This window comes from Streptomyces sp. NPDC002886 (assembly GCF_042888445.1).
In the GTDB taxonomy this organism is placed as follows: domain Bacteria; phylum Actinomycetota; class Actinomycetes; order Streptomycetales; family Streptomycetaceae; genus Streptomyces.
The window spans coordinates 1,288,558-1,311,408 of sequence record NZ_JBIAPV010000001.1 but is presented as its reverse complement, the minus strand read 5'-3'; the positions used below and the strand labels follow the sequence as shown (position 1 = coordinate 1,311,408).

General features: G+C 72.8%; 16 protein-coding genes. 5 read left to right on the top strand and 11 right to left on the bottom strand.

The window, feature by feature from the left end:
• Window positions 1-102 precede the first annotated feature (102 nt).
• Window positions 103-4,401, bottom strand: a complete 4,299-nt coding sequence (locus ACFYYB_RS05880) for a S8 family serine peptidase (RefSeq protein ID WP_389433382.1) — start codon at window positions 4,399-4,401, stop codon at window positions 103-105.
• A gap of 115 nt (window positions 4,402-4,516) precedes the next feature.
• Between ACFYYB_RS05880 and ACFYYB_RS05875 the strand changes: the two genes are divergently transcribed.
• The 4 genes from ACFYYB_RS05875 to ACFYYB_RS05860 all read left to right on the top strand — a co-directional run bounded on the left by ACFYYB_RS05875 (window position 4,517) and on the right by ACFYYB_RS05860 (window position 12,767).
• Window positions 4,517-5,548: a helix-turn-helix domain-containing protein gene (locus ACFYYB_RS05875; RefSeq protein ID WP_389433381.1), complete on the top strand. Its 1,032-nt coding sequence runs from the start codon at window positions 4,517-4,519 to the stop codon at window positions 5,546-5,548.
• A gap of 119 nt (window positions 5,549-5,667) precedes the next feature.
• On the top strand, window positions 5,668-6,960 hold the full coding sequence (locus ACFYYB_RS05870) for a DUF2306 domain-containing protein (protein WP_389433380.1): 1,293 nt from the start codon (window positions 5,668-5,670) through the stop codon (window positions 6,958-6,960).
• Window positions 6,900-7,802, top strand: coding sequence for a hypothetical protein (locus ACFYYB_RS05865; RefSeq protein ID WP_389433379.1), 903 nt, complete (start codon window positions 6,900-6,902; stop codon window positions 7,800-7,802). Before ACFYYB_RS05870 ends, ACFYYB_RS05865 begins: the two co-directional genes overlap by 61 nt.
• A gap of 60 nt (window positions 7,803-7,862) precedes the next feature.
• Entirely contained in the window at window positions 7,863-12,767 is a 4,905-nt protein-coding gene (locus tag ACFYYB_RS05860; RefSeq protein WP_389433378.1) for a HEAT repeat domain-containing protein, read from the top strand.
• Between the two features lie 68 nt (window positions 12,768-12,835).
• Here ACFYYB_RS05860 and ACFYYB_RS05855 read toward each other — a convergent pair whose 3' ends face one another.
• The 7 genes from ACFYYB_RS05855 to ACFYYB_RS05825 form a co-directional block, all read right to left on the bottom strand.
• Window positions 12,836-13,678, bottom strand: a complete 843-nt coding sequence (locus tag ACFYYB_RS05855; RefSeq protein WP_389433377.1) for an enoyl-CoA hydratase/isomerase family protein — start codon at window positions 13,676-13,678, stop codon at window positions 12,836-12,838.
• Window positions 13,675-14,922, bottom strand: a complete 1,248-nt coding sequence (locus ACFYYB_RS05850) for a cytochrome P450 (RefSeq protein ID WP_389433376.1) — start codon at window positions 14,920-14,922, stop codon at window positions 13,675-13,677. Before ACFYYB_RS05850 ends, ACFYYB_RS05855 begins: the two co-directional genes overlap by 4 nt.
• A gap of 104 nt (window positions 14,923-15,026) precedes the next feature.
• A complete protein-coding gene (locus ACFYYB_RS05845) occupies window positions 15,027-16,436 on the bottom strand; it encodes a cytochrome P450 (RefSeq protein ID WP_389433375.1) in 1,410 nt (469 codons plus the stop codon).
• A gap of 10 nt (window positions 16,437-16,446) precedes the next feature.
• A complete protein-coding gene (locus ACFYYB_RS05840; protein WP_327303732.1) occupies window positions 16,447-17,007 on the bottom strand; it encodes an ATP/GTP-binding protein in 561 nt (186 codons plus the stop codon).
• A gap of 3 nt (window positions 17,008-17,010) precedes the next feature.
• Window positions 17,011-17,403, bottom strand: coding sequence for a DUF742 domain-containing protein (locus ACFYYB_RS05835; protein WP_389433374.1), 393 nt, complete (start codon window positions 17,401-17,403; stop codon window positions 17,011-17,013).
• Window positions 17,396-18,256, bottom strand: a complete 861-nt coding sequence (locus tag ACFYYB_RS05830; RefSeq protein WP_389433373.1) for a roadblock/LC7 domain-containing protein — start codon at window positions 18,254-18,256, stop codon at window positions 17,396-17,398. The genes ACFYYB_RS05835 and ACFYYB_RS05830 overlap by 8 nt, the downstream gene beginning before the upstream one ends.
• A complete protein-coding gene (locus ACFYYB_RS05825) occupies window positions 18,253-19,503 on the bottom strand; it encodes an ATP-binding protein (protein ID WP_389433372.1) in 1,251 nt (416 codons plus the stop codon). Before ACFYYB_RS05825 ends, ACFYYB_RS05830 begins: the two co-directional genes overlap by 4 nt.
• An 852-nt stretch (window positions 19,504-20,355) precedes the next feature.
• Between ACFYYB_RS05825 and ACFYYB_RS05820 the strand changes: the two genes are divergently transcribed.
• Complete coding sequence (locus tag ACFYYB_RS05820; protein ID WP_389433371.1) at window positions 20,356-20,652, top strand: hypothetical protein; 297 nt, start codon at window positions 20,356-20,358, stop codon at window positions 20,650-20,652.
• 499 nt (window positions 20,653-21,151) lie between these two features.
• On the opposite strand, the gene ACFYYB_RS05815 is transcribed toward ACFYYB_RS05820, so the two are convergent.
• The 3 genes from ACFYYB_RS05815 to ACFYYB_RS05805 all read right to left on the bottom strand — a co-directional run.
• Complete coding sequence (locus ACFYYB_RS05815) at window positions 21,152-21,493, bottom strand: HopJ type III effector protein (protein ID WP_389433370.1); 342 nt, start codon at window positions 21,491-21,493, stop codon at window positions 21,152-21,154.
• A 181-nt stretch (window positions 21,494-21,674) separates the two neighbouring features.
• Window positions 21,675-22,091 carry a VOC family protein gene (locus ACFYYB_RS05810; RefSeq protein ID WP_389433369.1) on the bottom strand — a complete coding sequence of 139 codons (417 nt, stop codon included), beginning with the start codon at window positions 22,089-22,091 and terminating at the stop codon, window positions 21,675-21,677.
• Between the two features lie 227 nt (window positions 22,092-22,318).
• Window positions 22,319-22,851 (bottom strand): LmbU family transcriptional regulator (locus ACFYYB_RS05805; protein WP_389433368.1); only part of this gene is annotated, 533 nt, incomplete at its 5' end.

Genomic DNA, 22,851 nt, shown 5'->3' with positions numbered 1-22,851 from the left:
GGAGTGGTGCCGCCCCACTGGTGTCATGCCCATGAAGACTTGTCAAGATCGCGCCGGCCGGTGCGGACGCCCTGCCCCGCGGCGACCGCACCGGCCCGGACCTCAGTCGTCCAGCTCCAGGCGGTGGACGCCGCCCTGGTCGACGCCGGTGAAGAGGTACCGGCCGTCGGGCGAGGCCGCCAGGGACAGGACGTCCTTGTTCGGCATGCCGCGGGAGATGTTGCGCCAGGTCAGCCCGCCGTCGGTGGAGCGGAGCACACCGCGCCCGCCGGTGGGGGTGAAGTCCATCCAGCGGGTGCTGGTCCCCGCGTAGAGGGTGTCGCCGACCCGCAGGAGATCGGAGACGCTGATCCGCAGGGCGCCGGTGTCGGCCTTGGTGAAGGTCTTGCCGCCGTCCTTGCTGACCCGGATCGCCTGCCCGCCCGTGACCATGGCGCCCGCCGTGAACTGGATGGCGTGCACCTCGGCTTCGGACACCTGGTGCGTCGTGGCCCCGAAGTCGTCCGAGTAGGACAGCCCCCACCAGCCGCCCAACCAGATCCGTCCGGGCTTGCCGGGATCGGCCGCGATGGTGTCGTAGGAGCGGCCCTGGTCGAAGGTCTTCCAGTGGGCGCCGCCGTCGGTGGTGGTGTACAGACCCGCGGAGTCGGAGCCCTTGTAGGAGATCATCATCCGGTCCGGGTTCGCGGGGTCGACGAGGAACGCGGTCCCGTTCGCCTCCCGCGTGCCCACGTCCGACCAGGTCCGGCCGGCGTCCGCGGTCTTCCGCAGCACCACGTTGTAGAGGTAATTGACCAGCTGCCAGCCGGACTTCGGGTCCGCCGCGGACGGCTGGAAGGCGACGACACCGGTACCGGTCGTGCCCTCGCGCTCCGCCGCACCCCACTCGGGGCTCGCGGCGGGCACCGTGGTGCGGTAGGTGCCGACCGAGGTGCCGGCGAGGAGCTGGTCCCCGAAGGTCGCCAGCGCCGTCACGGACTCGCCCTGCACGCCGATCCGCCGGTAGCCGCCCTCCCGGGTGGAGCGGAACAGACCGGCCGCGCCGGAGCCGATCGTGTGGGAACCGTCGGCCCAGCGGTCGTAGTCGTAGACCACCGAACCCGGCACCGGCTGCGCGGACGTGGTCCACGTACGGCCGCCGTCGCGGCTCAGGGCTCCGGTGCCGCTCAGATCGTCCTGGTAGATGTCGCCGCCGGAGACGTCGACCAGGCCGCTGTAGGTGCGGCTGGTCTTCTCGACGCGGCGGCCGCCGTCCCGGCTCACGTACAGGCCGGAGTTCTGGCCCTGCACCTTGATGGCGAGCAGCGCCCCGTCGGCGTCGAAGCCGCCGATGACCTGCACGCGCGGCGTGGCCTGGAAGACCGTCCGCGCGGGCTGGGGCGAACCGGTGACGAAGTCGCGGATCACCCAGATCGCCTGGCCGGCCCAGAGGTACAGGTCGTCGCCGCCGATCACGCTCTTGGTGAGGTACCCGGTGATCCCCGAGAGGTCCACCGGCGTCCAGGTGGCGCCCCGGTCCCGGCTGACGAACCGCTCGCCGGTGTCGTCGGAGGTGGCGAGCAGGACCCGGGTGCGGGCATCGGCGGTCAGCTCGGTGATCGCGGCCGGCGGGCCGGCCATCCGCTCCCAGGAGCGGCCGCTGTCCTCGGTGCGCATCAGCACGCCGCCCTCCGGGAACGCCGACGGGTGGGCGCTGACCACGGCCTCCCACCAGCGGCTCGGATTGCGGGAGTCGATGACCAGGGACGGCTCCCGCAGCGCGTTGCTGACCGGGGTGTGGCCCCGCTGCTGCCAGCTCTTGCCGCCGTCGGTCGTGAGCCAGGCACCCGGCCGGGTGCCCTGGGTCATCACGGCCTGCTTCGGCTTGCCGGGGGTCAACTGGGTCGTGCCCACGGCGCTGTTCGGGCCGACCGGCTTCCAGTCCCTGTCCTTGGACGCCTTGAGGCTCACCTCGAAGGCGCCCGTACCGTACTGGCGGACCGCGGTGGCCGTGGTGGCGCGGGCCGTCATCGTGTGGACGCCCGATCCGAGGCCGGTGAAATCGGCCCGGTAGTAGGACGGGTCCGAGGTGGGAGCCGTCGCCTTGGTGTAGGGCTTGCCCTTGGGCGGGGTGACCGTCAGCACCGGCGGCGCGGTGAGCGGGGTCGGGCTGTACACGTACACGGTGGTGGAGCCGTCGTGGGACGGGTCCTCCGCCGGGTCCACGTACAGCGGGATCGCCGCCATCAGGTACGGCACGGTGAGCGACCGGCCCTTGTCGGGGGTGACGGTGACGCGGCCGGCGAGGTAGTTGGTGGCGTAGTCCGTGATGTCGGGACGGTCGCGCTCGACGGTCAGCGTGACCTTCGCGGTACCGCCCGCGGGGATGGTGACGTGGTTCGGGGCGACGGTCGCGGGCCCGGTCACGGCCACCTTGCCGGTGACCGGCGCGCTGCCCGTGTTGTGGAGCACGACCTCCCGGGCGCCGGTGACCTTCGGCCCGTCCATGTGCGCCAGGCCGAAGGAGACGGTGGCGGGGGAGGCGTACAGCCCGGCCCCGGCCGCGGCGGCCGTGTCGAGCCGGCCGCTGCCCTGCGACTGCAGGTCCGGGCCGTCGAGCGGCTTCGCGGACCCGATCACCTCGGCGCGCAGCCGGTCCGCGGGGCGGTCCGGGTGGAGCTGGCGCAGCAGCGCCGCGGAGCCCGCGGCGAGCGGCGAGGCCATCGAGGTGCCGGACATCCGCAGGTAGCCCGTGGGCTCGATGCCCTTGGGCGCGGTGGAGAGGATCTCGACGCCCGGGGCGACGATCTCGGGCTTGAGGCCGAGCCGTTCGGAGTCCGGGCCGCGGGAGGAGAAGGAGGCCATCTCGTCGGTGGAGTCCCGGCCGCCGAGCACCAGCTCGCCGCCGGATTCGGCCAGCGAGGCCAGCCGCTGACCCGTCTCGTAGTCCACGCCGGTCACGACGAGCCGGTCCAGGCGCAGGGAGTCGCCGGACTCCGCGGGCGTGGCACCGAGCAGTACCTCGCTCCGGGCGGCGGCTCCGCCGCGGGCGGACTCCTGCTCGCGGCGCGGCTGGAGCGGGTTCGTACGGCTCCTGCCGCCGAACACGACCGGGCCGCCTCCGCCGCCGCCTACGCCGCCCACCAGGGCGGCGGCGCCGCGCCGTTCGGCCTCGCGCCAGGTTTCGAGCTCCTCGGGCCACACGTCGTACGGGTTCACGGCCGGCGGGATCGCGTACAGCACGACCTTGCCGCGGACGTCGCCCGCCTTCGCCCAGTCCTCCGCGGTGCCCATGCCGATGGAGACGACCCCGGCGGTCAGCTCCGCGGCCGGCGGGTTCGCGGACCGCCCGCCGCGGTAGCTCTGCAGGGTGTCGCCCGCCGCCTTGAGCACGGGCAGCCGGATCCCGCTGGTGGAGGCGCCGACGGCGATGACGCCGGGAGCGGCGGCCGGGGAGCCGACGGTCCAGTAGCCGGGACCGGCGTTTCCGGCGGCGGCGAAGACCAGGACACCGGCGTCGACGGCCGCGGACGCGGCCCGGGACAGCGGGTCGCTCGCGGTGCCCGCGCTGTTGCCCAGGCTCATGTTGACGATGTCGGCGCGGTGCGGGTTGGCCGGGTCCACCGCCGCCTCGATGGCCGCGATGATGCCGGAGTCGTCGCCGCTGCCGTCGGCGCCGAGCACCTTGTACGCCAGCAGCTCGGCGTCCGGAGCGGCGCCCGTGACGCCCGCGGCCGTGGCCGCCCTGCCCGCGACGATGCCCGCGACATGGGTGCCGTGGCCGTTGTCGTCCATCGGGTTGGCATCGTTGTCAACGAAGTCCCAGCCGCCGACCACCTTGTGGCCCTCGCCGAAGCCGCCGCCCAGGTCCGGGTGGGTGTAGTCCACCCCGGTGTCGATCACGGCGACGGTTACGCCCTTGCCGGTGACCTTGACTCCGGCCGGGTCCTCCCGGGCCCACAGGGCCGGATTGCCCACGACCTCGTTGGCGTCGGTGTCCAGGGCGCGCGCGGTCCCGGAGGGGCTGACGGACTTCACGCCCGGCAGCTTCCGCAGCGTGGCCAGGTCGGCGGAGCCGACGGTCATGGCCACGGCGTTGAGCAGCAGCGTGTGGCGGCGTACGGCCTTGGCGGTGACGCCGGCGCCCTTCGCCTCGGCCAGGAACGCGTCGTGCCTGCCGGTCAGGCCTTTGCGCGCGGCCGTCACCTCGGCGGCCTTCGCGGCCCGGGCGGCCTTCGTGTCCTTCGTGTCCTTCGCGGTGCTCTTCGCGGAGCCGGGCACGGCCGCCAGCGCCGGGGCGCCCTCGAACTCGACGATGACCCGCTGCGTGCCGTGGTCCGCGGACTCGGGGGCGGCGGCGACGGCGGGCGGGACCGAGACGAGCAGTCCGCCGAGCACCGCGGCCACCAGGCCCGTATGCACAGTTCTTCGGTGTGAGTGACCCATAGGCGGTACCTAATGCGGCCCGGTCCGGATAGGGCAACGATTCCCTGTGGCCCATTGCTGCCGCTGGCACAGGTGGGCCACGATGGCCCGCATGTCCCAGGAACTGGCGGCCGTCGGCATCGACGCCTTCGACGAGCAGGTCTACCGCGCGCTGCTCGCCCGGCAAGCGGCCGCGCCCGCCGAGCTGGCGAGCGAACTCGGCACCGGCCCGGAGCGGGTGGCGCGCGCCCTCGACCGCATGCACGACCGCGGGCTGGTCGGACGGCTGTCCGGCCCCCGACGGCGCTACGCGGCCATCGACCCGCAGCACGCGGTGGAGGCGCTGATCCAGGAGCGCACCGTGGAACTGGGCCGGGTACGGTCGGCCGCCGGCGAGCTCGCCGGACTCTTCGAGGCGGCCCGGCGCGGCGATGCCAAGGAGGTCGAGATCGTCTCCGGCCGGGAGGCGCTGGGCCGTTGGTTCGTACGGCTCCAGCAGGAGGCGAAGCACCAGGTCCGGACGCTGGACCGGCCGCCCTACGCGCTGACCACCGCCAATCCGGTGGAGGAGACGGCGATGCGCGGCGGGCTGACGTACCGCGCGGTGTACGCCCCGGAGGCGCTGGAGTGGCCGGGGGTGCTGGACGACATCCGGCGGCTGGTGGCCCACGGGGAGCAGGCACGGGTGCTGCCCGGGCTGCGGATCAAGCTGGCGATCGCGGACGACGCCCTGGCGCTGATGCCCCTGTCGCTGGACCTGACGGACGTGCGCGCGGCGGTGATCCGCCCGTCGTCGCTGCTCGACGCGCTGACGGACTACTGGCGGCTGTGCTGGACCGTGGCCACCCCGCTGCTCGCGCCGCCGCGCCCGACGGGACCCGGCGGGGAGTCCGCGGAATCGGGCGGGGCGGCAACCGGCGGGGCGGCGTCGGGCGGGGCGGCATCCGGCGAGGCGGAGCCCGGGGAGGAGGACCGGCTGCTCCTCGCCCTGCTGGTCAGCGGGTTGAAGGACGAGGCGATCGCCCGCCAACTGGGCTGGTCCGTAAGGACCATGCGACGCCGGATGAGCCGACTGCACGACCAGCTGGGCGCGGCGAACCGCTTCCAGGCGGGAGCCATCGCGGCCCGGCGAGGCTGGATCTGACCCGTCGGGTACCGCGAAAACGTTATCCCGCAGCCTTGTTGACCAGGAGTCGAACAGGACCCTACCTTTCGGTAGTCCAGAGCGGACGGCCGAGTTTCGGCGGTGGAGGGGAAGTCCCGGTGAACCGTCTCCAGCGCGTCCCGTGGCCGCGCGTGGCAACCATCGCGGTGGTGACGCTCTGCCTGGTCTACGCACCCGTGGCCATGACCGAACTGTGGTCCTACGCCCGGCCCGGCGCACCGGCCCCCGGGGAGTGGATCCTGGGCCGGACGGTGTCCCCGGAGTACGTCGCCGAGGCACTGCGGACCCGCGTGGCACCGTACGGGCGCAGCCTGGTCCCGCTCGTCGTGCACTCCGTGCTGGGTGGTGCGCTGATGCTGCTCGGACCGGTCCAGCTGCTGTCGGCCGTCCGGCGCCGTCCGCGCCTGCACCGCGCGGCGGGAGTCGTGTTCGCGGTGACGGTGTACGCCTCCATGGCGGGCGCGGCGGTGTACCTCGTACGCACCGCGCCCGAGGACGCCTTCAGCGGTCCGACGTTCTGGATCGCGCTGGCCGCCATCCTCGTGGGCACCACGCTGAGCGTGACGTTCGGGATCCTGGCGGCCCTCGGCCGCTTCCCGGAGCTGCACCAGCGGTGGATGCTGCTCTGTTACGGCTACCTGATGACCGCCCCGCTGCTGCGCCTCGAATGGGGCGCGCTGCCCCGGCTGCTGCCGGGCCTGTCGATGGAGGAGATCAACCGGGTCGCGACCATGCACCTCGGCTCCGTCGTCGTCTTCGGCGCGCTGCTCGCCTCGCGCGCCCTCGACCGCGGTGGCAGGCCGGTGCCCGGGGCCGGTGCGCCGGCCGCCGACCCCCTCGGCGGCGCCGGGACCTGGGTGCCGTTCCCGGCGCTGGTCCTGGCGCACCTCGCCGGCGGTGCCGCCCTGGCCCGGATCGGCTGGTCGTTCCTGTCCTGGGGCCCGGTCGGCGGACGGCTGCTCCTCGGCTACCTGATCCCGTACGCGGCCACGTTCGCCGTGATGACCGTGCGCCACCGGCGCGCCGGGCGGCGCGGTGACGGGTGGGCGCGCGAGGAATGGCGCCTGCACCTGGCGGCCTTGTGCCTGGCGCCGCTGTTCTCGCTGGCCGCCGCCGTGCCCCTCGACCGGTACGCGGGTCTCGACCGCCCCACCGCGCTGATCGCGGGGGTCGCCGTCGGCTGCGGCATGACGGCCTTCGCGGCCACCGCCGTGGTGAGCCTGCGCGTGATGTACGCCCGCGAGCTGTCCCGGCGGGCCGGGCCGGCCATCGCCGGCGGAGCGCCCACAACTGTCGCTGCACCCAACGGAGTCGAGGGAGTCGAGGGCGTATGGCAGTCGAACCGCAGGAGCCGGGACCGGGTGACGGGCGCCCGCTCACGGCGGGAGTGACGATGCTCGCCGTCGTCGTGGGCGTCGTCAGCCTCACGACGGGTGCGTTCCTCGTCGCCGCCAGCCTGGCCGGATACGCGGGCGGCGCCTGGAAGTCGCCGGACCCGCTCAGCCCCGGACTGATCGGAGCGGCCATGGCCGGCGTCACGCCGGGTCTGTTCGCGATCGGCCGGGCGCGGGTCTGGGAAGAGGCGCGGGTGCTCGTGATCCCCCTCGCCGTGGTGCTGCTCGGCCTGTTCACCGTCAGCCTCCTCAACGCCGACACGCTCCAGGTGGCCGCGGGCGCCTCGATCGTCCTCGCCCTGTTCAGCCTCGGCTGGGTCGCCCTCCTCGGGCTGCTCGCGGCGTTCGCGGTACTCGCCGTCGCCCTCCAGTGCTTCCGGCCCGGCTCCCCCCTGCGGACCCGGGAGATCCCCCTGCCCGGCTGGTCCAAGCCGCCGATGGCCGTACTGGGCTCCGCCTGGCTCGGCATCGGCGCCGGACTGCTCGTTCTCCCCGGCTTCTGGGGCGGCTTCATCCCCTGGGAGGTGATCCGGGCGGACGCCCAGGGCCTCGGAGTCTGGGCGCTCGCGCTCGGCATGGGTGTGCTCGGCGCCCTGGCCGAGGACGACCTCGGCCGGCTGCGCCCCGCCCTCCTCGCCATGCCCGGCGTCTCGCTCGCGACGGCCGTCGTCCTGGCCGCGCACGCTCCCGCCGTCGACTGGAACTCCGGCCCGGGACTGGCACTGACCACCCTGATCGCCGGGCTGTTCTGCACCGCCGTCGCCGGCCACTGGTACGGATCGCGCAGGCCGGGCGCCGGCGCCGACGCGGCGACGGAGCCGCTGGCGCGGACGGTGTAGCGGCCGTACGCCGGACATATTGCCTGGTGGGGCCAGGGAGGGCCCGGCTAGCATCCGAGGATGCCGATGCCGATGCTGCTGCCGACGGACACGTCCTTCCGCGATGCGGTACGTCGAGCCGACGTCGGCCTGCTGGCCGGCCTTCTCGACGCGCAGCACTGTTCGCCGGCCGTCTTCGGGATCCTCGTCCGGCACGAGGATCCCCGCCTGCGGTACCTGGGGCTGGTCCTCCTGGCCGAGCGCGTCGGGTCGGACCGTACGGGCGGTGAGCGGGAGATGGCCGAGTTCGCGGGGCTGCTGCCCGCGTCCGTGGGCGGAGCGCCGGAGGAGGCGCTGGTCCTGGCCCGGCTCCACGAACGACTGGGGCCGTACCTCCGGGGACCGTACCTCCGGGGGTCGGGCACGGGGGAGTCGGGCCTCCGCGGTCCGGGCCTGCCCGCGTGGCGGACGGCCGATCTGCCGGTACGGGTCCGGATCGCCTGGTTGCGCGCCGAACTCCTGAACGAGCCGACGGTGCTCCGGACGGAGCCCCGGGGCGAACTGCTCTACCAGGCCGTGCGGGAGGCGACCGCGGCCGCGGCGCACCGGCCCGAGCGGCTCGTGAACGAACTGCTGGACAGCGGCGACCCGGTGCTGCAGGCCGACGCGCTGCGGCTGACCCGGGAGGGGCTGCACGCCGGCCTGCTGGCCCCCGTACGGGTCCGTGGCCACGTGATCAGCCTGCTCGGCGCCGACAGCGCCGAAGTCGTGACGGCCGCACTGGATGAACTCGCCGAGCCCTGGGCTGCGTTGGACCCCTTGGCGCCGGGTCTGCTGGCGCCGTTCCTCGCTGCCGATTCGGTGATCACGCGGCCCGGCGCCGCCGCCGCCGCGCTCGGGGCCGCGGCCCGCCACGGGCATGACGGCCTGCTGTGGCAGGTCGTCGACGATGCGGACCTGCCGCCGGTTCTTCGCCGGCGCGCGATGGAACTGCTCGGTGAACTGGCGGACCGCGGTGACATCGGCGCGTTGACCGCCGTCGCCGCGGGGGACCCCTTGCTGTTCGCGGGGTCGGCCGTGACCTGCCTGCGCGGGCTGCACCGGCGCGGGCACTTCCCGGACGGTCCGCACGTCCCGGCCGTCATCGGCCTGGCGCTGGCCGATCACTCGGTCGCGCCCCACGAGGTCGCGACGATCCTGTTCACCTGCCGGCACGAGACGCTCCGCGTCCTGACGGACACGGACGCCGGCGACCCGACCTGGCCGCGAAGGCTCGCACTGCTGGTGGCCCTGGCCGGGCAGGGGGCGGGGCGGCTCCCGATCGGCGAGGCGATCGCACGGGTCCTCCCCTCGGCCCCCGCACCGGCACCGTTCCTCGACGCCATCCGTGCGCTGCGCCACGCGGACGCCGAGGACGCCGTGATCACCCTCCTGCCCTCGGCGCCCGCGGCGGCCCTGGACGCGCTGGAGGCCATCGGCGGGCACCGGACGGCGACGGCGCTGAGGCAAGGACTCGGTCTCGCGGCGAAGGCGGGCGGGGGAGAGACCGGCGGGGGAGAGACCGGCCAGGGAGAGACGGGCGGGGGCGAGACGGGCCGGGGAGAGACGGGCGGGGGCGAGACGGGCCGGGGAGAGATCGCGCCGCATCTCCGCGCCGTGCGCAACCGTGCGCTCGAGGTGCTGTGGCACCTGACCGACGATCCGGCGCGGCGGCAAGCCCTCCTCGTCCGGCTCGATCCCGCCGATCTGCCCACGCGCATCGCCGCGGACCTCGGTGGGCCGGACGAGCGGGAACTGGCGCTCCTGAGTTCCCATCCGGACCCGGACCTGCCGGTGGCGGCGCTGTGCCGGCTGGCCGCCCACGGCGGCGCCGGCACGCTGCCGGTCATCGCGGACCTGCTCCTGCGCGTCGTGGCCGACCTGGCGGCCTCCCGGGAGCCGGGCGCGGCCGCCCCGGTGCCCGACACCGGTTCCCCGGCAGGACAGCCGGCCGGGGAGCCGGTGGTACCGCAGGAGGTCCTGGACGCCGTACACGACCTGGGACGCCGGCTCCACCTGCGGGGACGGATCAGGCCGGTCTGCCTGCTCGACGCGGCGAACCCGCGAGAGGCGGGGCACGCACTCGTCGCGACCATGGCGCTGGACCTGCTGGACCGCCCCGGACTGTCGGGAGGCGAGCAGACGATCCTGCTCGAACTCCTCCTCAGGGCTCCCTACGAGGGCACCCGTGCGCGGGTGCACCGCCTGCTGCGCCACCGCGACCGGCACGTGCGCAAGCACGTGATCGCGCTGCTCGCCCGCGAGGCCGGCGGGGACGACGCGCAGGCGTTGTCGGCGACGCTGATCGCGCTGACCGCCGCCCAGGACATCCAGACCGTACGGCAGGCGCTGCTCGCCCTCGGTCACGCGCGGGCCCGCTGGGCCTCCACCGCGATCGCCGCCCGTCTCGGCCATCCGAACATGAACGTCAGGAAGACCGCGGCCCGGGTCCTGGTCGGCTCCGGCACATCCGCGGCCGTACCCGCGTTGCTCTTCCAGCTCGGCCACCAGGACAATCCGGGCCTGCGCGGCACCCTCGTCGAGGCGCTGCGCGCCATCCTCGGGGACGCCTACCCGGCCACGGTCCTCGCCGCCGGCGAACAGAGCGAGGACGATGGCCGGGTACGCGAACTGCTGCTGGCGGGCCTCGACCGCACGCTGCCCGCGCGCTCGGTCCTCGCACTGGACGGCCAGGCGTCACGGGTGGCGCCGACCCTGCTCGCCCTGGTGGCGTCCGGGCGGGTCGGCCTCGCCTCCGGGAAGGCCGAGGACCTGGCCGCGGCCATGACCGGGCACGGGATCACCCCGCCCGGCGTACCGCGGTCGGCCGAGGACGCCGGAGCGGACCGCGACGCCGAGGCGCTGGCGACGGAGGGCTGGCGGGCTCCGGTCGCGCTCCGCCTCGCCGCGCGGCGCGAGCCGCCCCGTCCCGCCCGGCTGCGGGAGCTCCGCCCCCAACTGCCCGACTGGCTGCGCCTGGCCGCCTCCCACCCCGCCGAACGGGTCGGCGTCCTGCGGCTCACGCTCGGGCTCTGCCCCGCACCGTGGACGGCCGGGGAACTGACGGAGTTCGCCCGGTCTGCCAGGGTCCTGCTCGACGGGCTCGCCGAGGCCCCGACGGCCGAGCGGCACGACCTCATGGCGGTACTCGAAGCGGTCGCACCGACCCTTCCGGCGATCGAGAGGTTCGCCGTCGCGGAGGCGGTACGCGCCCTGCCCGCCGCCCCCTCGGACAGCCCGTCCACCCTGACGCTGCTCCGCGCCCTCGACGCGGTACTGGTCCGCGCGGACCTCGAACAAGCCCTGGATTCGGCCCGGTTGGGCGCCAACCCGGGGCGGGCCGAGAGCGCCGTACTCAGGGAGGCGTTCGCCGCCCCGCAGTCGCCCGCCACTCCGCAGCCGTTCGCCGGCCCACCGTCGCCCGCCGCCACCGCGCAGGCCGAAGCCGAGGCGTGGCGCGCCGCGCTGGACGCCGCGGTCCGCGCGCCGGGAGCCCTGGAGGAGTTCCGCCTGCTCTGCCGACAGCGGGCCGGCGTGGACGCCGCGTACGGCGTCCCTGGCTCCCGGGACCGTCTGACCGCGCTGATCGATGCCCACGCCACGGCCGGCCCCGGGGTCCGCGCCCTCCTCATCGACTGGATGACGGAGATCCAGCCCCTCGACGCACCACCCTGGACGCTCACCGAGACCGCCCGTGCCGGCGCCCGCTCCGACATCGGCGCGCGGGCGCCGCGACCGCGGACCGTGCGCGTCGACGACCTCGACCAGCCCGCGCCGCGACCGCGGACCGTGCGCGTCGACGACCTCGACCAGCCCCGCTCCACCGCCCTGCGCGAACGCCTGCTGGCCATGCTGCGGGCTTCCGCACCGGACCGCAGGCACGCCGCGGCCCTCGCGCTCCTGAAATGGCCCGAGCCCGAGGGCGTGCTTCCCGTGCTCCGCGCGTTCCTGCGGGGCCGCGTCGACGTACCCGTCGGCGCGGCCCTGGCCGGCGCGCTGAGCGTGCTCGACGAGGGCGAACTGCGCGCGGACGGCGTCCTGCGCGACCGGGTCGCCCTCGTGGCGAGCCGGCTCGACCCGCCGGAACTGGAGCCGCTGGTGCCGCTGTTGCTGGAATGGTGGGAGCACGACCCCGCGTCCGGCGGCTCCGAGATCGGGCGGGCCCTGCACAGGGTCCCCGCCGACGTGCTGGCGGAGCACCTGGGGGACCGCCTCGAGGCCGGCGCCTGGGGGTTCCTCGACCTGCTCGGCGGGCGTTCCCTCCTGCGCACCCCCGCGCTGACGCGGACCTGCCGGCGGCTGCGCGCCGAAGGACGCGACGACCTCGCCGACACCCTGCTCCTCGTGGAGGGTCCGCTGCGCCGGCCGGACAGCGTGCGGCAGGACGCCGCCGACCTGGCCGCGCTCCGCGAGCGCGCCCCGGCGGCCTCGGCAGGGGCGTCGGCGCCTCCGTCCCGGCAGGAACTGCTGGAGCTGGCCCGTACGGGCGACCCCGTACGGATACGCCACGCGCTCGCCCGGCTGGCCGAGGATCACGACGGCCCGGACGCGGACTGGGACCCCGAGCTGCGGGAGCTGATCGGCACGCTGCTGCGGCACCCGAAGCCCAAGGTCCGGCTGCACGCCCATCGCACCTCGCGGGCCGTGCTGGACCGTCAGGCCTACCTCCACCACACCTCGGTCCTCCTGGACGACCCCCAGCCGGACCTGGTGCGCACGGCGATCCGGACGCTCTGCCGCGCGGGCTGGACACCCGCCGTCCCCGCGGTGACCGGACTCCTGGAGCACCCCCATCCCGTCGTCCGCAGGGCCGCGGCCGAGGGGCTCGTCGGCATGGGCGCGCCGGCGGTTCCGGCCCTCAGGCGTGCCGTCGTACACGCCCGTCCGGACCGGCGGTCCCTCTACGCGGACGTCCTGGAACGGATCACGGCCGGCCAGGCGGTCTGACCGGTGACCGGCCGGGGCCGCGGTGGCCGGATCGGCCGGATCCGCCTGATCGGCCGGCCCGGGAGGGCTCAGCCCCTCGCGTGCTGGTGGAGCGAGGCGACCAGCAGGTGGGAGTCGAGCAGGGAGACGTCCGCCGTCCTGTCCGCCCGCGCGTAGCCGGCCAGCATCCGTTTGGTCAGGACGAGCGCCTCGGGCGAGCGCCGCACGAGGGGTCTCGTCCAGGAATCGATCACCTTGTCCAACTGCTCCAGCGGCGCGGTCCGGTGCAGCAGGCCGATGCGGTGCGCGGTGTCGGCGTCGAAGACGTCGCAGGTGAGCATGAGTTCGCGGATCCTGGAGGCGCCGACCTCGGAGACCAGGCGCCCCATCGCCCCGCCCCACGCCGGCGGCAGCCCGATGCCGACCTCCGGCATGCGGAAGCGGCTGGTGTCGGCGCCGGCCCGCAGATCGCAGAAGGCGGCGAGGGCGAGGCCCGCGCCGATGACCCGCCCGTGCAGCCGGGCGATGGTGACCGCGTGGGTGTTCTCCAGGGCCTGGCACAGGCGGTGCGCCTTGTCGGCGATGCGGCGCAGGCCCACTCCGGAGGGATCGGCGGTCATGGCCTCCTGGTACTCGCCCCGGTCGGCGCCCAGGCAGAAGTCCGGACCCAGTGACGACAGCGTCAGGATCCGGACGTCGGGTCTCTCGTGGAGTTCGTCGAGCAGGGCGATGAGATCGTCGAGGACCGCGGCGTCCAATGTGTCGTCCTGCCCCCAGGGGTTGAGGCGGACGTGCAGGACGGGGCCGTCCTGTTCGGCGCGTATCGACTTGGGGGCGGTCCGGACGAGTGCGTGTACGGGCGCGTGTGCCGGTGCGTGTGCCTGTGCGGGGATTGCGGGGAGGGGAGCGGGGAGGGGGGTCGGGTCGGTCATGCGACTGCTACGTCCAGGTTCAGGAGTCGCCGGAACGCCACACGGGGCGCCATCGACGGGGGGCGTACGAGCGTGAGGCGGGGGAGGCGCCGGACCAATTGGTGGAGCAGGGTCTGGGCTTCGATGCGGGCCAGCGGCGCACCGAGGCAGTAGTGGATACCGCCGCTGAACGCGAGGTGATCGGTGGGGCGTTCGGGGTCGAAGAGGTCCGGGTCCTTGTGCCTGGCCGGGTCCCGGTGCGCCGCGCCGATCATGAGGTGGACCATCTCGTCCCGCCGGATCTCGAAACCCCCGAGCACGGAGTCCTGCGAGGCGATCCTGCTGATCACGTGAGTCGGCGGGTCGTAGCGGAGCGTCTCCTCGACGAACCCGGGCACGAGATCGGGGTTGTCGGCCACCTTGGCCCAGCGGTCCGGGCTCTCCACGAGCCGGAGCGCCATCGTCGACAGTAAGGTCGCGGTGGTTTCCAGCGCTGCCAGCAGGACGAACAACACCAGGTGGTAGACGGCCTCGTCGGCCTTGTCCCGGTCGGGCTCGATCGCGTCCCACGTCTGGATCCACCGGGTGACGGGATCGTCCCCGGGGCGGGCGCGCCGGTCGCGGACCAGGTCCATGAAGTAGGTGCGCAGTTCGGCCGTGGCCGCGTCGGACAGTGCCAGCTGGCTGGCCGACGGCAGCAGCTCCTGGGTGAAGACCTGATCGTGCGTCAACTCGCGGAGCCTGCGCCAGTCCGCCCGGGGCAGCCCGAGCCATTCGCCTATGGTGGCCACCGGCAGCTCCTCGCAGACGAGTTCGGAGAAGTCGGCCTCGCCGGTGCGTATTCGCTCCGTGAACGCGTCGAGGAGCTGATCCGCGGTCCGTTTCACGGTATGGCCGATGCGCTCCACGGTGCCCCGGTCGAACGTGCCCGCCGCCCGGCGCACCTTGGTGTGATCCGGGGGGTTCAGCGCGGCGAGCGTATGGCCCATCTCGCGCGAGGAGGGCGCGTTCCACCGCGTACCGGCCCCCTGGCGCTCGCGCCATTCCTTGTCGGGCTCCAGCCATTGGCGACTGCGCAGGACCTGGTCGCAGGCGGCGAAGCCGGTTACGGCAAAGCCGCCCCAGGGGGCGGGTACCACCTCGCCGCGTGCGAGGAGTTCCGCGTAGATGGGGAAGGGGTCGGCCTGCCCTCTTGCCGTCCGCAGACGGGAGAAGAGGGAGGCGGACGCCCGGCGGTCGCATGCCGGAGTTGTGGCAACGCCCATGATGGCGGCTCCTTTCCGAGAACCAGCCGCCATGCATACCCCCAAGATCGTTAGGGCATCCGTTACCGCCGGGTACTCAGGGTGTTACCTGAATCACAGATTCCTCATTCGCCTCTGGTCCATGCCAGGAAGCGGCTGAACAGGCCGCCCTTGGGCTGCTGCGGGCCGGCGCCGGCGGGTGAACCAGCGGGTCCGGTGTGAGTGGACGAGGCTGCCGGTGACTGCTGTTGGGGCGTCTGGCCCGGGTTCGACCCCGTCGACCAGGAGGACCCGGCGGACGCGGCCGGCCTGGCTCCCTGGGCAACGGCCTTCGGGGTGAAGCGGATCGGGAGGGTGACCAGCGAACGGCTCCACGGACTGGGCGCCCAGCTCAGCGACTTGAACGGAACGCGCAGCTCGACGTCGTGCAGCTGATTGAGCAGCGTCTCGACGGCCGTCACGGCGATCATGAAAGCGGGGTCCTTGGCGGGGCAGGCGTGCGGGCCCGCTCCGAAGGCCAAGTGCGCCTTCGCGCTGAGCTGTTCCCGGTGTTCGGTCAGCTTCGGGTCGGTGTTGGCCGCGGCGAACGAGACGAGGATCGGGTCGTTCGCCCGGATCACCCTGCCGCCGATCTCGACGTCGTGGGTCGGGTAGTGCGCCGCGTAGTTGGAGATGGGGGCGTAGTTCCACAGGGTCTGCGAGACCGCGTCCTCGACGGGGAGGGCGAGCTGCCATTCCTCACCGAGGTACAGGGCGCTGCTGGTGCCGATGGCCGCGGTCAGCGGCGCCGTGCCGCCCGAGAGCAGGGTGACCAGTTGGTGCAGCACCTCCTCGTCGCTCAGCTCGGCCGGGTGCTCCATCAGGCGCGTCGTCAGATCGTCCGTCGGGCGCCGCCGCTTGAGGGCGATCAGCTCGGTGAGCGCCCCGCCGAGCACCTCGTCGGCGCCGGGGGTTCCCTCGAAGATGCCGCTGATCCCGGCGATCACGCGGTCGCCGATCTCGGGCGGGCAGCCGAAGAGCTCGCTGAAGACCAGCAGTGGCAGTGGCTGGGCGTACTCGGCCATCAGCTCGGCGTGGCCGCGTACGTCGGTACTGAACTGGCTGATCAGGTAGTGGGCGGACTGCTGCGTCTGCCGGATGAGCTGGTGCTCGTTGACGGTGGCGAGGCTGTCCGTCACCGCCCGCCGCAGCCGGGCGTGCGCCGCGCCGTCACTGAAGAGCGCGTTGGGGCGGTAGCCCATCATCGGAAGGGCCGGGCTGTCGGCCGGGACGCGGCCTTCGGCCAGTGCGTTCCAGCGCCGGGAATCGCGTACGAAGGAGGCGGGGTTCTGCAGGACGTACAGCGCGGCGTCGTAGCTCGTGACGAGCTCGACCTGTACGTCGGGGGCGATGTCCACGGGCGCGCTGGGACCGTAGGACCGCAGCTGCGCGTAATGGCCGTCCGGATCGGCTCCGAACGAGGGGCCGTACATCTGGACGTTCCCGTGCGCGGGGCAGCCGGGAGGTATCTCGTGCGGGTCACGTGGCTGTTGCATTCCTGCGCTCCTAGCCGAGTTGGGACATGAGGTGTTTCACGAGGGTGATGAGGGCCCGCGCGGAGGAGTTCTCGTCCCGTACGTCGCACTCGACGACAGGGGTCTCGGGCGAGAGGTTCAGAGCCTCGTGCACCTCTTCGAGCGGGTAGTGCGTGGTGCCCTCGAAATGGTTCACGGCGATGGCGTAGGTCAGGCCGAAGCGTTCGACGAGGTCCAGGATGGGGAAGGACTCGTGCAGTCGCTCCGGGTCGACGAGGACCAGCGCCCCCAGGGCGCCCCGGGAGAGTTCCTCCCACATCTCCTTGAAGCGCTCCTGGCCCGGCGTGCCGAAGAGGTAGAGCACCAAGGTGTCGCTCAGGGTGAGCCGGCCGAAGTCCATGGCGACGGTGGTGGTCGTCTTGTCGGGCGTGCCCGACAGGTCATCGAAACCCACGCTGGCTTCGGTGATCTCTTCCTCGGTCCGCAAGGGCTCGATCTCGGAGAGACTGCCGATGCAGGTGGTCTTGCCGACCCCGAAATGCCCCACGATGAGAATCTTCACCGCGTGGGAGACATCTGGATCCAGGTACACGCGTTACGCTCCGAATCGATTCTTCAGGCCTTCGAGCACGGCGCTGACCAGCTCTCTGTCGACACGTTCGGCGCGCGGGATCGGTGTCCTCGCGAGGATGAGCTCGTCCTCCTCCAGCTGCGCCAGCAGGATGCGGACCACGCCCAGGGGCAGGTGCGTGTGCCCCGCCACCTCGGCCACGGACAGGAAGCCGTTCGCGACCAGGTCCATGACCCGCGCCGCTTCCGGGGACAGCGTGCGCGCCGCCACCTGTCCGCGCTCCGCCGCCGCGGTCACGAGCGTCGTGTGCTCGTACTCGTGGTCCGGGGGCAGTGCCCGTCCGTTCGTGATCACGAAGAGGGGGACTAACGGGGAGGTCAGTTCCAGCTCTTCGTCCCGGTCGAACCCCTCAGGCATGGCTTGTCCCCTTCCCCGGTGTCGATGCGACCGTCGCCTTTGCCGGGGCCGTCAGCCGGGGCACCACCTCGTGCAGACGCGTGGTGAACTGCTCGATGTCACAGTCGTGTTCGGCGGCCGCAGCCAGGAAGGCATCGGGGCCGGCCGCCATCAGGAAGATCCAGCCGTGCTGGAACTCGATGACCGTCTGGCGCCATTCCGGGTCCTCGACGGCCCCGGCGAACTGGGAGGTGACCCGGCTGTAGGCGTGAATGCCCGTCATGGCCGCGGAGATCGTGTCCGCGAGGTCGCGGCTCATCCCGTGGGTCGCCCCGCGGGGAAGGCCGTCCGACCCCAGCAGTACGGCGTGGCGGGCGCCCTTGACCTCGGACATCACCCGGTCGAGCTCGCCCAGGACGAAACCCGAGTCACCGGGGCCCTGCTGCCGGGGAACGCCCCCGCGCGGACCTCCGGCGTCCTCGGCGTTCACCCGCGGGGGCGAAGTGAGGTTGGTGCCCAGCCGGGCGACGAGGCGGTGCATGCGGAAGGAGATCTGCTGCATGTCCACATCGGGCGCGGCCGCGGCGGCGAGGTAGGAACCCTGCCCCGCCCCGATCAGGAAGCTCCAGCCGTGCGTGAACTCGATGATGGTCTGGTTCCACCGCCGGTCCTCCTGCGTGCCGGCGAAGTGGGCCGTGGCCCGGCTGAGCGACTGCATCCCGGCCATGGCCGCCGAGATGGTGCGCACGTCCTTCTCGGCCAGGCCTTCGGTCGCGCCGCGAGGAAGACCGTCGGCCGACAGCAGGACGGCGTGCCGTGCGCGGGGCACGTTGTGCACGATGTCCTCGAGCATCCACGAGAGGTCTGCGGTCATGCCTCTTCGGGCCCTTCGAACGAGGTGGCGTCAAGGTTGCGGCCGGAGAGGGTGCCGCGCTGGAAGGCACCCAGGCCGCGCCCGGACGTACGGCCCGAGTCCCCCGGGTTCCGCGGCGCCGGCGTGGTGGCGTCGGGGTCGGGGACGCTCGCGATCGGAGCCTGGCGTGCGCCGCGCTTGGGCAGACCGTGCATGGTCCGCGCCGTCGCGCCCTGGGCGGGCCGGCTCTCGGCGGCGCGCCGGAACTCGGCGACCGGAGCCTCGCCGACCAGAGCGGCGCCGACCGGAGCGCTGCTGACCGGAGCGCTGCTGACCGGAGCCTCCTGGACGGGCCGGATCTCCTCCATGGTCCACAGCTCCTCGGGCAAGAGGACGACGGCCCGGACGCCGCCGTACCGGGAGACCCCGGTGACATCGACCTTGAAACCGTGCTGACGCGCGATCAGGCCGATGACCGGGAAGCCGAACTTGGGCTGGGTCCCGAGCTGCGACAGGCGGGGGGCGATCTCCCCGGAGAGCAGCGCGGTCGCCCGCTGCCGCTCCTCGTCGTTCATGCTGACACCGGCGTCGTCGATGACGATGCAGAGGTTGTTCTGGACCCGCTGGAACGTCACCTCGATCGGTGCGTCGTGCTGCGAGAAGCTGGCGGCGTTGTCGAGCAGCTCCGCCACGGCGAGGGCCACGGGCGCGACCGCGGACGACTTCAGGGCGAGACTGGTCTGCTGCATGATGGCGACCCGGTGGAAGTTGCGGATCTGCCCCTGGGCGCTGCGCACGACGTCATAGACGCTGGCGGGCCTGTTGCGGCGGCCGAGCGGGGCACCGCACATGACGGCGATGCCCTGAGCCTTGCGCGCCATCTGGGCGTTGGCGTGGTTGACGTCCAACAGGTCGCTCAGAACGGTGTGTCCGCCGTACTTGCGCTGGATGCCGTCGAGAAGCGTCGTCTGCTCGGCGGCCAGGCTCTGCAGGAGGCTGGCGGCACCCTTGAGGACGGCCTTGGTGTTCTCCTCCGCGGCGTCCTTGGCCGCGCGGAGCGTGGCCTCCTGCTCACCGAGGAACCTCTGCAACTCGGCGCGCGAAGCGTGCAGGTGGCTGTCCGTCGCGAGCAGCTGGTGCCTCAGTTCGGCCTCGGTGTGCTCCTTCTTCGCCCCCAGCGCTCTGGTACGGGCGACGAGTGCCACGACCGCGACGACGGCTATCGCCGTCACCGCGACCAGGCACCACACAAGTGCGTCTCGATTCATGGAAACCTTTCCCGGCGCGTGCCATGCGGACGGCTGCAGATACACCTCGCGAGGCCCCGCAACACAGCTGATCGGCACGGTTCACCTGCTGTTACGCGGAGAGCATGCCGCCGATCCAAATCAGCATCTGCGTCTAAATGAATCAAGATCACAGATGCCGGGATGTTATCACCGGATCATCGGCTCTCCGGACGCCCGCTATGGCACCCGATCGCCCAACCGGACTGGCACGGTTGTGGGTTGACATGGCCTTTCGGCCCCTCGCATCCGGCGCCGCGTGCCCCCTCTCGAGACCGCTCCGTTAAGCAGTTCTTCACGTGAGGGGCGGGGATCTCTCACAACTATCCGCCGCAGGGCGCCAACCGAACCCCGGAGGGGCCTCAGTGGCTCGACGTGCCGGCGCTCCGTTCGCGGATACCGGGGGCGTGTGAGGCTTTGCCCCCATTTATCGACATGTTTTGGGGATCGGGCTAATCGAGCGATGGCTGAAATCTCCGATTTCCTTATGTCCGCTTCTTCCTGACGTGTCAACAGGTGCCCGGCCGCCCGTGGGGCCGCCGCCCCGTGACCGGCTTTCGGCCCCGCGGCGCTTTCGCGCGCCGTCCGGCTGCCGGTTCCCTTGGCTCGTACGCGGACATGGCGACGCCATCGTCAACACCCGTCCTCTGAAAGCTTTTTGGCTGTGCATCAGGAGTGGAAGCCGAACGCCGGAATCGCGTGGATCCTTCGATCCTTCCCGCGGCTTGACGAGGGCATCGTCAGCCGCTCGTCCTGGCCGGCAAGGCGGGACCGGGGGAGACCGGCCCGGCCGCGCTCCGGGCCGCCTCTGCTCCGGCACCGACACGTTCGGCGATGCGATGCGACGCGGTGCGCGTCCGTGGCCACGACCTGATCCTCATCGGCTGCGACGCCGGAGCCGCCCCCCTGGCCGACCTGGTCGACCTGGCGGACACCGTCGTGGACGCCCTCCGGCGGACGCCCTCCGGCGGACGGCGGCCGAGCAGACCGGCAGCGCCCCGCCCGGCCGTGGGTGCCATCGGCGGGGGAGCCCCGGCCGTCCGCTACGCCCTCGCCGCGAGGGAGTACCGGCGGGAGGGCCACCGGGCCCGGAGCCACTTCTTCTTCAACGGAACGGCGGCCTTCCCGTAGGAGCGCACCGCCCCGGACGCCCGGGGCGGTCGGCCGTGGCTGGAATCGCGAAGCGAAGCGATAGCCGGGCCCTCGCCGGAGTTCCGAAAGTCTTTCGTAATTCAATTAATCGAGGGGGAAATCGGTGAGGCCGGACCGGGGCCGCCGGACAGCGAAGCGGAACCCTCCGCAGAGCATTCCCGGCTTCCTATGGACTCCCCGAGGACGGGTGGGCCGGCGGAACGCCGTTCTTCGACCACCACGCCCCCGGGATGGTCGCCCGGCCGGGCAAGCGCCGCCTGGACGGCTGGACCGGACGGGAGCCGGCCCGACGAGAGCCGGCCCGACCCGGTGTGGCGACGGCGCCGACCGCGGAGATCCGGCTGCTGACATGGAGGTTTACCCCCGGGCTGGGCGGAAAGACGCCCGCTACGGGAGGTGGAGGGCCTGGATGAGGTGCTGCACCCGCCTCCCGGCCATCGCCACACGCACTCCGCCCCCGCCGCCCATCGGCCGGCCGTCAGCTCTTGCGGGTCAGCGGCTGCCCGGCGAACTGCACCCCGGCCAGGCCATGGACCATGAGGGTGCGAATGTTGCTGTGATCGGTGCCGCTCGGCGTCGCCAGCACGCTGCGGTAGTGCTCCCCGAAGGCCAGCAGAGCCTCCTGGTCGCTCAGCTCTTCCAGCAGGGCCAGTCCCAGAGTCTTGCAGGAGCCCTCGTTCTCGCCCGCGGCGTTGTCCACTTCCCCGTTGTGGAATGCCTGCGGCTGGTACGCGTAGTGCGCGGCGACGAAGGCCAAGGTGTCGGCGAACTCGTGCTCACCCGACGCAAGGCTTGCCCGCAGCGAGTTCAGATCGGTCATGGTGGCTCCCCTGGGTTGGACAGACGATCCGTTCGCCGTCCGTGACCGGACGACATTACCCCCTCGCGCCCAACCGGTCGGAACCGCCCGACACGACCGAACGAACGGCATCCGCGCAGGTCACGCTGCGGGTGGAGGGGGCGTCCCGGACCGCCGCGCCCGGACGCCCCGCCCCGGCGGATCAGCTCTGCGGTTCGCTGACGTTGACCATCCACGTGATGCCGAACTTGTCCGTGCACATGCCGAAGACGTCGCCCCACATCTGCTTCTCCAGGGGGACGGACACCGTGCCGCCGTCGGACAGCTTGTCCCAGTAGCCCTGCAGCTCGCCCATGTCGTCGCCGCTCAGGCTCACCGCGATGTTGTTCCCGGGCTCGTGTCCCGCCCCGGGCGGATTGTCGGCGCCCATCAGGGTGAATCCGCTGGGCGTCTCGAGCATGCCGTGCATGATCTTGTCGGAGTATCCGGGGGGAGCCTCGGCGCCGAACCCGGCGTAGGTGTGGACGGCCAGATCGCCGCCGAACACCTCCTTGTAGAACTCCATGGCCTGCTTGGCGTCGCCGGCGAAGCTGATGTACGGGTTCAGGCGAGAGGGCACGTTCACTCCCTTTTGTGGCGAATGATGCAGTACGGGCAGCCTAGGGGCGCGCCGTCCGTACGAAGGGTTCCCCCGAGCCCCCCGTCCGCCTCGTGTCGCACACCCACCCCGTAGAGCCGGCCCGGACCGGCCCCAAGGGCGGCAAGCACCCGCTGCTGCCGCCCGGCCACGACGGTCCGGCGCCGCCGGAGCTACCGGCTCACCGTGCCCCTGCCCGTACCGGCCGGCTAACCGCGAGCGGGGTCCGTCTCCCGCTTCGCGGCACGGTCGAGGCTGCTGATGATCCACTCGGCCAGATCGCGGCCGTCGCGCTCGGCGGCGCCCGCCCACAGGGTTTCCCGTTCCGCCGTAGTGCGCACCTGGAGTTGCACCTGCTTGCCCTCGCGCTCGTCGGCCGCGTCGGACGGTCCCGCCAGGGCCGCCTGCCGCAGGTGCTGTCGGAGCGTGTTGCGGGACCATCCCTCCTGAGCGGCGCGTTCCAGCCACATCGCACGCTTCGGCGGCTCCAGCGAGGCGACCTCGGCATGATGCTGGAAGCTGACCTTCGGGTGCCGTTCGGCGGCCGGGAACCGTCGGGCGATCCAGGCGTAGTTCCGCAAGGTCTTGTAGTCCAGGCCTGTTTCTTCCATGGCCTGCCGGTACCGTCCGGGGTACATGGCCTGGCCGAAAATGATCCAGTCGCCGAGCCACCAGCTCGAAGAGTCCGCTATCAGGTAGAGGTGCTTGCCGAACCGCTTCCACTCGGCCAGGGAGAAGTCCG